Genomic DNA, 14,785 nt, shown 5'->3' on the forward strand with positions numbered 1-14,785 from the left:
TCGAAAATGGTAATTTTTTGGGAGTTTCCGGCAGGATAGGGATAAAACCAATAACTGCGGGGTGGCTTTCGGGGCGTAACGCGCCCAACACGCCCCGAAAGCCTGCCTCAAACGGACTGCAAGCCTTTGAGACAAAAAGGATTATAGCAGACATTCAGGGGGTGAATAGCAAAGTTGGCACTCCTGGGCTAAAGCCAAGTGAACCGCCAAAGAAGCGATATGGCCCTTTGGCAGGCCACTGGCGACATCTCGCTATCTTTAGATACTGCCTGAATAACGATTACGCTAATATAGAGTCAATCGCTAACTCAGCTTACCGTGTATTCATAAGGAATGAATGAATGTGGGAAGAAAAATATATTTGTCACCACTGCGTCAATGAAATATATATTCAAAACGATATAATAAAAACCGGTAATACAGATAACGAATGCAGCTATTGTAACGAGAAAACAGAAACTATCAGCATAGAAGAACTGGCGGGCAAAGTGGATGTTATGTTAGCCAATCACTATGAGATAGCGGACTGTAATTATGAGGGAGAACCTACAGGGGATGACCTCAATTATATTATCCAGGAAGAACTTGAGGTTGATGAGGATGTCGCAAACGATATTATTGCGTCACTTTATGACCAATTTAATGATTATAACGAGGAGAGTCAATACAGTGAGGAATATACCTACAGTCCAATAAATTGGCATACAAGCACTTTTAACCAAAAATGGGAAGATATATCCAACTCCCTGTTAACAGAAGCGCGATTCTTCAACAGCGGGGCGAAAAAATTTCTGGATGAATTGTTTGCCGATATAAATGTTCACAGCGATACCGTCATTAAAAAATTAAATACCAATGACCCTTTATTCAGAGCGCGCGTTTTTAATGATGATCAAGCCCTCGAAAAAGCACTCACGCATCCAGAGGCTGAGTTAGGGCCACCGCCATCAATTCTGGCAACACCAGGCAGGATGAATGCACATGGCGTACCTGTGTTCTACGGATCGACATCACCGGATATCGCCATCGCAGAGGTAAGACCCGCCGTCGGCAGTTCTGTTATCGTGGCGACATTTTACCCCCTTCGCGAACTGCGAATACTCGACCTTTCAGCATTCAAATCGCTGAGCCATTCAGGGGCAAGCCGCTTTGATCCCGAGGGCTTAGTTGAACGGGATAAAATTCTTTTTCTAAGAACCTTATCCAATAAATTAACCATCCCTGTATTAGGGCAAGCGAAGGGGCACGAATATCTTATTACACAAGCCGTCTCTGAATACCTGGGCTTATTGCAAAACTGTAAGTTAGACGGTATATCATTTGAGTCAACTCAAGTGAGCAGTATGCAACACGATAAAAACGAGCTGAATATCGTTTTATTCAGTAAATCCGCTAAAGTTGCGTTCGCTAATAATGAAGGGGAGAGTAGGGAATATAGTGTCGATTTGTATGAATATGATCATAATGACAACGGTTCATTCTATATATTCGACCCAAGAATCACATTATTAGTTAATAAACTCAACTCAAATAGCTTAGTTAATTATAATCGTGAACATCATGGTGTAATACGTCTCGATGAGAAGAGTCTGGAAATACATAAAATTAAAAGCGTCGTTTATAAGAAGGAGACTCACCCTATAACATTTTCTGAGCATTTAATAACATCGGAAAATAAGGGTGATGATGCAATGGAGTTTTAATCGTTAGAGTTTGAGGGCCGATGGGGCGAAACCCTACGCTAAGCGTTCGTCTACTGAAGATGTCTCACATTTAAAGAATGCGCTGTGCGACTGATTCTAGTTTGGCCCTTTTCGCGTAAACCCAAGAGGCAGGGGGAAAGCAGCATCAATAATTGCCAAACCGATACACCTGACTCCCTTAATAAGGAAATACAAAATCATGACTAATGTGATGATAAATAAGTGATACTGAGTGTCAGACAAGAAGCTGATAGCCTTGACAGACATATGTCACAACCCACGATTAACAAGAGGGTCTAAAGATGGCAAGACTGAGTTTTGAGAGAAAAAATTACTGTACCGTTCCGCTGATGCGCTTTCTGTTGCCTATGATAATTTGGAATTAAAAAAGCCATATCATTTATTTCATTAGATAACACAAATTCGTACATTGCAGCCTTTAGAATTTCAACCCTTGATTTAATTCATTTTTATAATTCAAAAAACGAATATCGGTTAATCCAATTGTTGAATTTTCTATGATGGATTTTGCGGCATTTAGGTCTATATAATGATACATCATTTAAATATTCACCCACTAATTTTCTTATATTATTTAATCTTTATTAGATCATATCACGCGAAAGTAAGTTATTTTAGAGTATATACTAATTCAGCACAAAAAATAGGACGCATTAATTGCGTCCTTCTATTATCAATCTAGGATTTTGTTACTGTAATGCTTGTGGCAAAAGGTGGATAAGTTGATGTTGAATGAATTTCAACATAAGAGGCAACTACCTCACCATTTTCATTTAATTGTTCATAAATATATTCATCATTATCACGACCTTTTCTAGCTCCTTTCTACTCCATGGAAATTTCCTTTAAAGTATGATTTTCAGGAATATCGAATTTTTTTCTAATCGTATCGGACATTTACTCCCCCTCTCCTCAATTAAAAATGTATTTTATTGCTCTTATTCTAAGTATCAATTAAAACTATATATCTAGCGTTCCCATGTCAAATCGAGATCGGTATGAAAGTCATTAGGTTTAAGTTTAGGGTGATCATGACAGACATTCTGGACATTAGAGCCGGTTGATATAGCTAATTTAGTCCCATCAGTAAATTCTATGATTAAAACCTCACAATCATGAACTGACTTATGAGTTTCCGCAAAACCAAAATGCACCTCTTTGACTGTTTTACCTACCATACCTTTGGATTGGTTAATCGAAAAATTGCCTTCGGTAGTTCTGGTCTTATCAATTTTTGGTAACATAGATTATCTCCATTAAACGAAATTTAATTATAAACTAATTACATTCATATATCTGTGATCTAGTATAAAAGTAAAGCTATTAGGTGGTTTTAGGGTAAAACCTAATCCAGAGAAAAAGAGACTAAACGTCCTCACTACAGGTATTATCCAGCAGTGAGCGAATGTTTCAGTTATTACTGAACATCTCGATAAGTTTAAGAATAGAAGGCAAGGCTTGTACAGTAAATGGGAGCGCACTAAGTAGCGTTTTGATAATGGACTTAGAAGGTTCAGCGGTTTTCAATAGGCTTTCAACAATATCCAAACTTTGATTTGCTGTATTTAGTACTGATTTATCTAATGCAGCAGACTCAATTTTTTTTCGCGCCGAGGCAATAAAATCAAATATTTCTTTTAAATTTTCACTACTGCCAGTGTACTTGTATGAGTTATCGGTAGAGTTATTATTTTCTCTACTGTTAGCCCCATGAAAGTTATAAGTGTTACTTACATGAACAGGTAATGATTGTTGAGGTGATAATGGTACTGACGACGCGACTGATGTTTTTCTTGTCACATCCATTTGATACCCAGCCGGAATCCCCGCCAATCCATGATAAAATCCGGGTTCAAGCACAATATAGGTTTCCTTACTATTCCCAGGCATTTCACGTTCTATCTCGTCACCTTCTTCAATATGGGGTCAGTTTGGAGATCGCACATTATTGTACGTTTAGCGCATTATTTAACCACAAGAGCCTGCAAGGGATTGATTTAGTACAAGGGCTGTCGCTTTAAAATTATCGCCTTAGCGGTATCGCATTTAGGTTATCCGATTAAACAAAGCCCACGGAAAACAGCGTATAGCGCGGGAGTACACCCTATGACGACAACACCACCGGTTCAATCTGTATATTTTCACGTCGTTTTAATTTGACACTTTACTCTTATGTGACTATTCTAAGTGTCAAAGAGAGGTAAATATGACTAGCACAATTCAAAAAGAATGCCGCAAACCACTGTCCACAGAGCAAATTGCCGTGTTGGACCGCTTATCAAATTTGGCAGTCGAGTTAGTGGCAAAATTAGCTGAAAAAAAACAGCTAACCACCGCTCGCAACATGACAGACAACGAGCTGGCTAAACTCTTTTTTGAAACACAACTAGACCGGTCTTCTGAGATGTCACCGCGTGAAAAACGCAAAATGGATCATCTAAATGAAAGCGCGGTCAAATTTGCAGAACGTTTGAAGAGACTCGGCGGAACATGCCGGGCAAGTAAAGCAGCTGACATCCTCGGAGTAAAAAGACAGACAATTAACAATCGACTGAAAGCAAAAAAATTGCTGGCAGTGCAGGTAGGGGGCGAGAGCAAATTCCCGACATTCCAGTTTGACGGAAACCGCATGATTGATGGGCTGGAAGAAGTTTTAATGTTGCTGGGAGATTTTAGTCCAGTCACTAAAACCTCGTTCTTGACTGCAATGTATTTTTTCGATGATGAAGAAAATTTAAATGTCATCGATGCACTGAAAAAATACGGCACGGCAGGTGAACACATGAAAGATATCCGCAAACAAGCCGCTCTCTTCGGTCATCAGGCATCCCACTAAAAAAGGCCCCTTAGGGCCTTTTATTTATGAGTCATCTGCAATCACATCAAACTGTAGCGTTTCCACTACAATTTCAAATCCATTAATGTCTTTTTCCTGCCAGTTTTGAGGGAAATTATCTGGGTTCGAATCAACATGGGGTTCTACGCCGGAATCCCAGAAAATTCCGTCACTAAAGGCAGATTTGCATAACTCATGTGAAAAAACGCTGTCCAAATTATACGAAAAATCCAACATTAGGTGCATAGCCTAATCCCTATGCACCTTTTATTTTTTGAATATCACCTCATCAAGAAGACAAAAATTTTTTCTCCTTATATTTTTCCTCTGCATCCATAAATTTTTGTAAAATTAATCTTGGAGCAATATTTTTTAGATCGAGAGACTTAACGAAAAAATGGTTGCATAAGAATATAATATTATTGAGGTTTATCGGTATATCTATATCGTAATTCAACATAAGGGTTAAAAGTTTGTTCCTGTCAATTCTAAAGAAATCTTTCCCTAGGTTTTTCTCATCTATTATTTCGATGATATTACTATCAATAGAATCATCCATTCGCAGTCTTAATTTGTTTCTTAACATAGCAGACCATGATGAAGATTTATAATTTCGATATGCCAACTCCTCAAATAATTTCATGATACCCCAGTCTGATGTTTCAAGGGATGCATATATTCCATTTAACGCACGACTGAGATCGCTGTGCTCGTTCCAATCGTCCTTGCATTTATAACGTAAATCATGTTCGACTTCATGCCAACCCTCTGAAAGAATAGTTCTGAACTGAACTTCGAAAGTCTTATCTATATATGAATATTTCTTTATAAGTACACTATCAGATGATAAATCAACCGGGAGTCTAAACACATAATTACAGCGAGTGGCAGAGAAATTGTCAGTTGCAGCTTCATCAACTGTTTTTGAGTCAACTTGAAATAATTTACTCAATGCTTCCTGTGCTATTAGTAAATCATCAGGAAAATACAGAATAATTCTGACGCCAAATAAATCTTGAATCTTTTTCCCGTATTCTGAATATTTATCTGGTTCTTTAAGAAATTTTTTAGTAATAGAGCTTTCTGATTTTGTTCTGGAAAAGAAACGATATAACAGACCAATTCTATTGAGTTCGCATTCAATATTATTCTGTAAGTTTTGAATTATACGAAGTTCATTTGCATTATACATTATACCGATCTCCCTAGAATTGTTTTTATTTCTGATATTTTCGACATATTTAATTCTAGGAATGAACGTTTGTCTGGCGTGAGTAAATAGCCTTCTTTTTTAAGCTTCTGGATAGTATAGAGTATCTCATTAAGATAAAAATGATTGTTATTTTCACACAAACCTTTAATTGGCCTGTGTTTATAATAACTAACACTCCCCTTCGGACAAAATTTCTCAAGTATATATATGTCGCAATCTGTAATGTTATTATCAGACTCATTATCTAATTCTAATATTTTTTGCTGAATGGCATCATTATTACAGTCACAACCAAGGAAGTAAATATCTTCCTTACCATCTAAATATAAAAAACTGCAGTCAATGAAAGAACAACCTACAAAAGTAACATTACGAAAATTTGTACATATGAGTTCGCTACTAAAGAAGGAACAGTCTACAAAGATCGTATCAGTAATGGTGTTTTTATCGCCAAGACTGAGCTTCGTTATCACTAATTGCTCAACACTATCTTGGTTCAAATCTAATGGGACTTTGCCTAATAGATTGTGACAGTACAAAATTTTGTCATGTCCTGACATGAAATTTAAAGAAAATTCAAGGCTATGCCAAAGCAATTCTTTCTCATCATCAATTCTGGGCATATAAGACTGCACTGCGGGTTCTATGAAACGTTTATCTCCGATCCATTCATTATTGCTGTCATCAATAATATTTTCTGATACGAAATTCCCGAGGACAAATTCATTAACAAAACCGATACCTTGTCCTTCAGATCCTGAACGGTCAAGAAGCGCGTGGGAAGCAAGCTTATTAACAATCTCATCAGTTGTTGGCCTTTCGTCAACAGTGTAAAGTTTTCTCGTCGCTTCTAGCAAAGATAGATTTTTTTCCACTATCACGAGAGATATATATTCACGAGACTCAGATGTATAATTTCCCTGCACCATATCATCAGCTATGATCTTCAGTATTTTATATTGATCTTCAATAGACATTAATAAATCTTGTCGTTTCCTCTCCCTTTCAAGCATTGAGTCAAAGTATTTTCTAACAATCTTTGTTGGGTCTTTGACTACTTTTTCAAAATCATTATCATCTATACATCTTAAAAATGATAATAATACTGGGTTTGATAACTTATCGAGTGGGAACCCTGCTGATGAAATTTCTTGCAAACGGTTTGTTGGAATCCAATCTTCAATTTGTGGTTCCTGGATTCTTATTCTGATAACATCAAAGTCATCTTTATGTGAAGCAATCCACTGATGAAAATCATCGCCGTCAAAAATAGCAGTTCTACGGGTTGTTAATACCACTTTTGCACTGTCAGTCAATAACTCAGTAATGGTTTCCAGCATTGGCTCTGTTTTTTCATAGTTTACTTGATCGTTACTAGTACTTTCATGGAGAAGTTCATCAAAGCCATCAAGTATAACAGGAACATTTCCAGCACGAACTTCATTTCTAACTAGTGATGAACTGAGAAGAGGGAAACTCCTATCAATTTCGTCGAGTAATACATACCGAAATATTTTTGCTTGCCTGTTTCGAGATAACTCTGAAAAAAGTGGTATTTTGCCAATATTTTTTGTCACTAGCTCTAATAACAACTCATATGCTGTACATGTTTTACCAAAACCTGCTGCTGCTTCAATCAAAAAAAGCATAGGTTTATTTATGTTTATTCTATCTAAAATCTCAGAAACCACATTTAAATCTCCTTCACTCCCATTAATATAATACTTAGAGTTTATATATGAATACGATGCAGTTGAGGAGTGGATCTTCACTATAGCGTCTGTAAATATCTTATAATCTTTAATAAGTCGTTCTTTAGTGGTTTCGACACTAAAAAAACCGTCAAATAATTCCTTATGAGCTTCTTCATAAGTGTTGTATTTTTTTATCTGACATGCATAACCCAGTTGTCTATATTCTTCAAAAGTCTGATTGACATCTACTCCATCTAACAAAGGTAGGATGTCGGCATTATGATAATGACCTGTTTTTATTGAATACACCGCTATATTGTCATCATAAGTTTTTTCTTGCGTAAAACCGAATTTTTTATATATTTCAGCTAATTTGTTTTTATTTAACATAGTTATCTCTTTAACTACCATACCTTATCTGTGGGCCACCGAAATTTCTGACTATTCCGGAATAATAGTTTATATCTTACTGAGTAGTTTTATTCCATCAGTTCGTAATTGGCCATCCGGAGATATATGCCGGTACAACGTCTGACGGGTAATGCCAAGTTCTTTACATAGCTCATTTATCTTAGTTTCCGGTTTTCCCACCGCCGCCATTGCCAAACGTAGTTTGGCTGTTGTCATCTTAAATGGCCGCCCCCCGCTACGACCTCGAGCTCGGGCCGAAGCCAACCCTGCAACTGTACGTTCGGAAATCAGCTCGCGCTCAAATTCAGCCAGTGCCGCAAAAATACCAAAGACCAGCTTACCGGCAGCAGTCGTCGTATCGATCGCTGCGCCGTGTCCTGCCAACACTTTCAATCCAACTCTACGCACAGTCAGATCATGTACTGTATTGATGAGATGGCGTAGGTCTCGACCGAGACGGTCGAGTTTCCATACCATCAGAGTGTCTCCTTCGCGGAGTGCTTTCAGGCAGGCAGTCAATCCAGGGCGATCATCGCGCCTACCCGAAGCCATATCCTCATAGATATGTGCGGTGTTGGTGCCAGCAGCGATGAGCGCGTCGCGCTGCAAGTCCGTCGTCTGTGACCCGTCTGCCTTCGATACCCGCATATAACCAATTAACATACTATTTCCTATCACATATACGTTCGATTATGTGACACTCTGATTTTGAGGTCACAATCTGTCAATGAAGGTCACATTACCCGTCATTTAAATTATGACACGTAAAGGTGTAATTTTAATGATAATGTGACAATTACGTTTTTAAGGGGTATGCATAAGGATCAAGGATGGCCAATAAAAATAAACTCCTCAGTATTCTTTCGGACGCCGAGCAGGAAGCATTATATGGTATCCCTGATTTCGATGATGCACAGCGGCTGGAGTTTCTGGCTCTGGATGAATCTGAATTGGCACTGGTGAACAATCGTAAAGGGCTTCATGCTCAACTCTTTTGCATTCTGCAAATCGCTTACTTTAAAGCCAAACACCTGTTTTTTCGCTTCGGCTGGGATGATGTTCAGGACGACTGCAAGTTTGTTCTGAGCCGTTATTTCCCGGGAGAGCCACCTCCGGACAAATCTCCTTCTAAGCACGAGCGCTATGCTCAGCGGGAAAATATCTGCGCGCTGTATGGTTACCGACCATGGTCATCAGCACTGTCTTCACAGCTTGAACAACAGGCCGCTCGGATTGTTCACCGCGATGTGACCCCCGGCTTTGTCGCCACTGAGCTGATTATCTGGCTCAACGCGCATAAAATCATCCGCCCCGGCTACACCACACTTCAGGAACTGGTGAGCCGGGTTCTTTCTGATGAAAGGCAGCGGCTGGGACGTATTCTGACGGAACAGCTTGATGACGCCGCCATTGCTGACCTAAAAAAACTAATTGAACGGGATGATACCCTTTCCCGACTTGCGGTCCTCAGGCAGGATGCGCGTGACTTTGGCTGGCGTCAGATGGTCCATGAGCGGGAGAAACGGGCCATCCTGGAACCGCTGCATCGCAAGGCCTGCGACATCCTGCCAGCGCTGAATATTTCTCAGCAAAATCTGTTGTACTACGCCAGTCTGGCAAATTTCTATACCGTTTACGATCTCCGCAATCTGAAGCCTGAGCAGACCCGCCTTTATCTGCTGTGTTATGCCTGGATCCGTTATCGCCAGTTCAGCGACAACCTGGTGGATGCGATGTTTTTCCATATGAAACAGCTTGAAGATGAGAGCCGCAGCGTGGCCAAAAAACTCATGGCTGACGTGCAGGAAAAACACCGGCGCGAAACATCTAAAATCGGGCGTCTGCTGTCGCTTTATGTTGATGACAGCGTTCCGGATCCCACCACCTTTGGCGAAGTCCGCCACCAGGCCTGGAAAATCATGCCCCGGGAGATGCTGAAAACCACCGCACAACGCATGAGTGTGAAACTCGTCAGCAAATTGGCGCTGCAGTGGCAGGCCGTTGACGGTATGACGGCGTTAATCCGGCGTCACTTGAGGCCATTATATCTGTCACTCGACCTCACCAGCGTGGTTCAGGACAGCCCCTGGGCTGAGGCGCTGAGCTGGCTAAGAATGGTGTTCAGCAAAAAGCAGACGCTTTTGCAGCGACCACTGGCGGAATGTCCGCCGGAAACATTACCGGAACGCCTGCGTCCATACCTGCTGGAGTTTGGTGAAGATGGCGAGCCCACTGGCCTGAATGCCGGGCGCTATGAGTTCTGGCTCTATCGTCAGATAAGAAAGCGTTTTAAGTCGGGGGAATTCCACCTCAACAACAGCCTCCGGCACCGCCATCTTTCAGATGAACTGGTACCGGAAAGGGAACAGGCCGCAGTGCTGGCTGCAATTAACATCCCCTTTCTGCAGAAGCCAGTTAAAACGCAACTAAAGGCGCTGGAGTCCGAACTGCATCGGCAATGGAAAGCGTTTAACCGCGAACTAAAACAGGGGAAACTGAAACATCTGGAATACGATCAACAAACGCAGAAACTGACCTGGCATAAATCCGTGGTCAGTCGTCATAAAGCGCAGGAGAAGAGTTTTTATGAACAACTGCCATTCTGCGATGTAACCGACGTTTTCCGCTTTGTTAACGAGCACTGCCGGTTTCTGCCCGCCATGAAACCGCTGCAGCCTCGATATGCCAAAAACGAAGCTGATGCAGACAGCCTGATGGCTGTCATCGTTGCCCAGGCGATGAATCATGGTAACCATGTGATGGCGCGAACCAGCGATATTCCGTTTCATGTGCTGGAAACCACGTATGAGCAGTATCTTCGGCTGGCATCGCTGCTCACGGCCAATGACTGCATCACCGATGCCATAGAGGCACTGCCGATTTTCCCGCTCTATTCGTTTGATCCGGGAACGCTTTATGGGGCCGTTGACGGACAAAAATTTGGCGTTGAACGACCGACAGTAAAAGCCCGGCATTCGCGTAAATACTTCGGCCGCGGTAAAGGCATGGTGGCCTACACGCTGTTATGTAACCACATCCCGATCAACGGATACCTGATTGGCACAAACGACTACGAAGGCCACCATGTCTTTGATATCTGTTACCGCAACACTTCAGAGGTTAAACCCACGGCCATCACCGGGGACATGCACAGCATCAACAAAGCCAACTTTGCAATCCTGCACTGGTTTGGCCTGCGCTTTGAACCTCATTTTACGGATTTGAACAGGCAGCTACAGGAGTTGTACTGCACCCGAGACCCATCGGCCTATAAAAAATGCCTGATTCAACCCGCTGGACAGATTGACCTGAACCTTATCATCCGTGAAAAAAGCAACCTCGACCGCATTGTCGCCACGCTGGGGCTGAAAGAAATGACGCAGGGAACGCTGATCCGCAAACTGTGTACGTACACAACAACCAACCCGACAAGACAGGCGGTATTTGCATATGACCGGCTGGTTCGCAGTATTTACACGCTAAAGTATCTGCGGGATCCGCAGCTGGAACGCAATATCCGTCGTTCTCAGAACCGGGTTGAATCTTATCACCAGCTACGCGCCGCGGTAGCCAAAGTCGGCGGAAAGAAAGAGTTAACCGGGAAAAATGACATTGAAACGGAAATCAGTAATCAGTGTGGGAGGTTGATCTGCAACGCGATCGTTTACTACAACTCCGCGATCCTGTCTCGATTGCTGGAACGACTGGAAACGGAAGATAACACCAAAGGCATTGAGGCTCTGCCCCGGATATCACCGGTGGCCTGGCAGCATATTTTGCTGAACGGGCATTACATCTTCCAGAGCAACAATGAGATTATTGACCTGGATGCGCTGGTTGCCGGGCTGAAACTGAGATGACGGAAAAATCTGGGGTTCCGGCGTAGAACCCCAACATGTGAATAAACGGAACTATGCGTAACATCAGCTAAGGGGCCTGTCTCCCCCTCGCGTTCCCAGAAGGCAGTACATATTCCCACACCGTAATGCCTGGAACTGTACGAAACACCGTCATACTGTAGCCCTGGTGTGTTCGCAGCCCAATCGGTAATGGCTTGTGTAATGTCCTGTCGATTGCCCATCGTCTTATCAGCAGTAATATGCAACATACCCTGCAACTTCGTCATATTGATGGTTCTCGTATCACGAGTCGTCTCTAGCGTATACATTTGAGCCTTGTGTAAATCACTCAAACCAAGAGTAAAATTCTCTGGGTCACGTTGGTAGACTCTTCCCAACGATTCAGCTATTGCAGCGGAGGCGTTATCTGCGGCGTAGCAGATACCTGTGCGTCCCGTAGGGTCGTTGTAGCGACCTAACGGTTCTGGGTCCATCGGTGCGCCATAATGCACACCTGAAGGATATTCGTCCCATTGCCAGCGCATTTGTTGAGTGCCTGTCTCACGAATGTCACTCGGAACACGCCCCTGCATTTCTAACTGGTTTAACTGCTCATGGATGGAATCTCCATTCGTTCTATTTTCTGTTGCCACGGAACACCTCTGTTTCTTTCAAAAATTATTTGAGCCATACATTCACCATTACTGGGATATAGGGAATTGATTGGCCTACGTGTTTACCCGTAAGCCACTTACCTTTTTAGGGGCATACGCATCTTAGGTTTTGTGGAACTTAGTTTCAACGATATGATTTATATGACTTCTAATTATGAGAATTGACAGAGAGAGAAAGGGCAAAGAGAGCAGCTATATCGTGAGAAATCGGGGCCTATTTAACATATTGCACGGAAAACGGCATATAGTACGGGAGTACTCCCTATTACTATAGGTAAGCCTGTTCAAAAATCAGGCTTAACTTACAATAATTTCCGATCTCAAAACTTACCCCTATTGGGGGTTGTAAGCGGGAACCCGCCAAAATTTTGTGGCTGCGGCCATTCAGTCTGATTACAGTATCAGCCCGTCAATCATCGCATCCAGATCGTTCTCTTTCCCTTCGCTGATAAAGGTGTAATGCCCGTTAAAGAATATTTGTTGCCAGGCTACCTAATAATCGTGGCTGCTGACTATCAAAAATAGTCGGCCAATAACCCTGTAGAACTTGATGCACGCAGTGCATAGAAAGCGGCACACTGTAATCACATATTCCCCGATGTATAACCGCTGAAGCCCGGCAACGCCGGTACGGGTCATAAGAGTTCCTTATAACCCCCTGTCCTGTTGAGCCATACAAGGTTACATACGATTTTGTGGCTTCACTGCAAAGAACCCCGGTGAGCGCGCAGTGTGGCGCGTAGCGACGCGCTGGGCGTGATTTCCGGGGCCTTAGCGATTGGCACGCGTAGCGTGACGAACGCTTAGGTTTGCAATGTCTCTTTTCCCTTGCCCGACGTTAGTCGGGAGCTACCAATGATGTTGTTTACTCACGATAGTTAATTATTAATTTGCCCTGAGCAAAGCGAGGGGAGCAACTTTAGAGAGCAGGCTTTAGCCGCTCGAAAAGTACTCCTCTTTTTAGAGGCTTATTTTGTTCAGGAATAACGTTCGAAATTAATGATATTTATCAGACAGGTTACGAAGTTAACTACATCAATACGAAGTAAATAGTATAGATATTCAGCACTTTCAAAATTTAGCCAATATCATTCATTAATTGGTGGGGAAACCCGAAAAAGGGGAGGAGGCAGGCGCTCAAATAACATCCATTTTGTCCGATTTCACCAACACAGAAACCGCGCTAAGCACGGTAGAATTCGAGGAGAGGTATAATTAAGGCTAGACTATGCCAGCACGCTCAAGCAATAACCGGTAAAAGGTTTCTGGGTCATTGTGTTTGAGGCCTGGCTGTTCTTTCTGCAACGCTTGCTCTTGCATCACGACTTCATGCGTCATGACCGCCCCGCTTGTTGACCATTTGACATAGGCATCATAATAAGGGTTCTGCCGTTTACGCTTCGCTTTGGCCAAACTGCTAATTTTACGCTGTGTCTCGTCCAGAAGAAGATCGAGACGCTGGGAATTACCACTGTTGATCTCAGCCAGACGACCTTCCAACAGAGCCACTTTCTCTTGTTTCTCTTTTGCCAGGTCAGGGCTAACAACCCAACGTTTGATTTGTTTTAAGCGATTCCGTAGGGAGGGTTTGTCGTTCAGATCAATACCAATCCGCTCAACACGCAGCAAGTGCCGTTCATATTTCTTGCGCAAGCTTTCAGTTAAACCGTTTTTTATCGCCCATACTTTGAACTGTCCAAGCCAATGACGGATCTCTTCAACGGCAATGCCTCTGGAAATGAAGAACTTTTCAGTCAGCCATAAACGCAGCGGCTTGTTCTGGCCACTGTCAGTATCTTTACCGTGAAGCGCTATCACGTATCCCAGTTGTTCTTGCACAGATAACGCATGCAAAGGACTGTCATAAGCTTTGCGGCCGTTATCATAAACATGCAACATCCCCATCGAGGCCGCAATTTGCTCAAACGGAGCCATAATTTCGAATGGGTAATCACTGTCAGGGTTGTAATCACAATTTGCCGCCAAGGCCATAGACAAAGCAGTCAAGGCTTCGCAGCTCTCCGACCGGGCTGAAATACGCATAGGTTGCGGTATGAAGTATGGGTCATTGCGCTTGGTATATGGCACATAGCCTTGACGGCGCAGTTCAATCAATTCGTGATTACGGTGCCAGTTATGACTACTGAGACGCGCAACCACTTTTGCGGCCATTCCGCGAGGAACGCTACAGGATAATTTGGGCGCGTAACGCCGATGAATTTTCGACTGCCCCTTACGAAGGCTGTTTGCTTCGCCACGTCGGGAGCGGGGTAGGAAGTCAGGATTGACCTGATTGTTTGTCTGCTCAAGCACCTGATCCTGCGCTTATGGCAGAATCATATTGATCTCGTACTAACATGCGTTATAATCCTTCACAGGCCAGCGCCTGCTTTG

Annotated in this window: 11 protein-coding genes; 3 read left to right on the forward strand and 8 right to left on the reverse strand. The window is 42.6% G+C overall.

Translation table 11 applies throughout. The annotated features are described in order from the left end of the window. Positions 1-341: 341 nt before the first annotated feature. On the forward strand, positions 342-1,703 hold the full coding sequence (locus tag ACNSO8_RS25325) for an RES family NAD+ phosphorylase (protein WP_418396304.1): 1,362 nt from the start codon (positions 342-344) through the stop codon (positions 1,701-1,703). Between the two features lie 989 nt (positions 1,704-2,692). Here the strand turns inward: ACNSO8_RS25325 and ACNSO8_RS25330 are convergent. Both ACNSO8_RS25330 and ACNSO8_RS25335 read right to left on the reverse strand, forming a co-directional pair. Then, positions 2,693-2,968 (reverse strand): hypothetical protein, encoded by a 276-nt coding sequence (locus tag ACNSO8_RS25330; protein ID WP_418396305.1) that lies wholly within the window; start codon positions 2,966-2,968, stop codon positions 2,693-2,695. A 166-nt stretch (positions 2,969-3,134) separates the two neighbouring features. Then, complete coding sequence (locus ACNSO8_RS25335) at positions 3,135-3,584, reverse strand: hypothetical protein (protein WP_418396306.1); 450 nt, start codon at positions 3,582-3,584, stop codon at positions 3,135-3,137. Positions 3,585-3,930: 346 nt separating this feature from the next. Between ACNSO8_RS25335 and ACNSO8_RS25340 the strand changes: the two genes are divergently transcribed. Next, entirely contained in the window at positions 3,931-4,560 is a 630-nt protein-coding gene (locus ACNSO8_RS25340; RefSeq protein WP_418396307.1) for a DNA-binding protein, read from the forward strand. Between the two features lie 24 nt (positions 4,561-4,584). Here the strand turns inward: ACNSO8_RS25340 and ACNSO8_RS25345 are convergent, their stop codons facing one another. The 4 genes from ACNSO8_RS25345 to ACNSO8_RS25360 all read right to left on the reverse strand — a co-directional run bounded on the left by ACNSO8_RS25345 (position 4,585) and on the right by ACNSO8_RS25360 (position 8,541). Then, positions 4,585-4,806 carry a hypothetical protein gene (locus tag ACNSO8_RS25345; protein WP_418396308.1) on the reverse strand — a complete coding sequence of 74 codons (222 nt, stop codon included), beginning with the start codon at positions 4,804-4,806 and terminating at the stop codon, positions 4,585-4,587. A gap of 43 nt (positions 4,807-4,849) precedes the next feature. Next, a complete protein-coding gene (locus ACNSO8_RS25350) occupies positions 4,850-5,752 on the reverse strand; it encodes a RelA/SpoT family protein (protein ID WP_418396309.1) in 903 nt (300 codons plus the stop codon). After that, on the reverse strand, positions 5,752-7,857 hold the full coding sequence (locus ACNSO8_RS25355) for an NACHT domain-containing protein (protein ID WP_050111155.1): 2,106 nt from the start codon (positions 7,855-7,857) through the stop codon (positions 5,752-5,754). Before ACNSO8_RS25355 ends, ACNSO8_RS25350 begins: the two co-directional genes overlap by 1 nt. Before the next feature lie 69 nt (positions 7,858-7,926). Next, a complete protein-coding gene (locus ACNSO8_RS25360; RefSeq protein ID WP_050111157.1) occupies positions 7,927-8,541 on the reverse strand; it encodes a recombinase family protein in 615 nt (204 codons plus the stop codon). A 167-nt stretch (positions 8,542-8,708) separates the two neighbouring features. Between ACNSO8_RS25360 and ACNSO8_RS25365 the strand changes: the two genes are divergently transcribed. Next, positions 8,709-11,738, forward strand: a complete 3,030-nt coding sequence (locus ACNSO8_RS25365) for a Tn3 family transposase (protein WP_418396310.1) — start codon at positions 8,709-8,711, stop codon at positions 11,736-11,738. Here the strand turns inward: ACNSO8_RS25365 and ACNSO8_RS25370 are convergent. Both ACNSO8_RS25370 and ACNSO8_RS25375 read right to left on the reverse strand, forming a co-directional pair. Then, positions 11,669-12,370: an RES domain-containing protein gene (locus ACNSO8_RS25370; protein WP_418396311.1), complete on the reverse strand. Its 702-nt coding sequence runs from the start codon at positions 12,368-12,370 to the stop codon at positions 11,669-11,671. The genes ACNSO8_RS25365 and ACNSO8_RS25370 overlap by 70 nt on opposite strands. A gap of 1,242 nt (positions 12,371-13,612) precedes the next feature. Further along, the gene (locus ACNSO8_RS25375) at positions 13,613-14,704 is read right to left on the reverse strand and encodes a Replication protein (RefSeq protein ID WP_418396312.1); all 1,092 of its coding nucleotides are present in this window, start codon (positions 14,702-14,704) and stop codon (positions 13,613-13,615) included. Positions 14,705-14,785: the final 81 nt, after the last annotated feature.

The sequence above is a fragment of the Yersinia sp. LJYL362 genome (assembly GCF_048323875.1).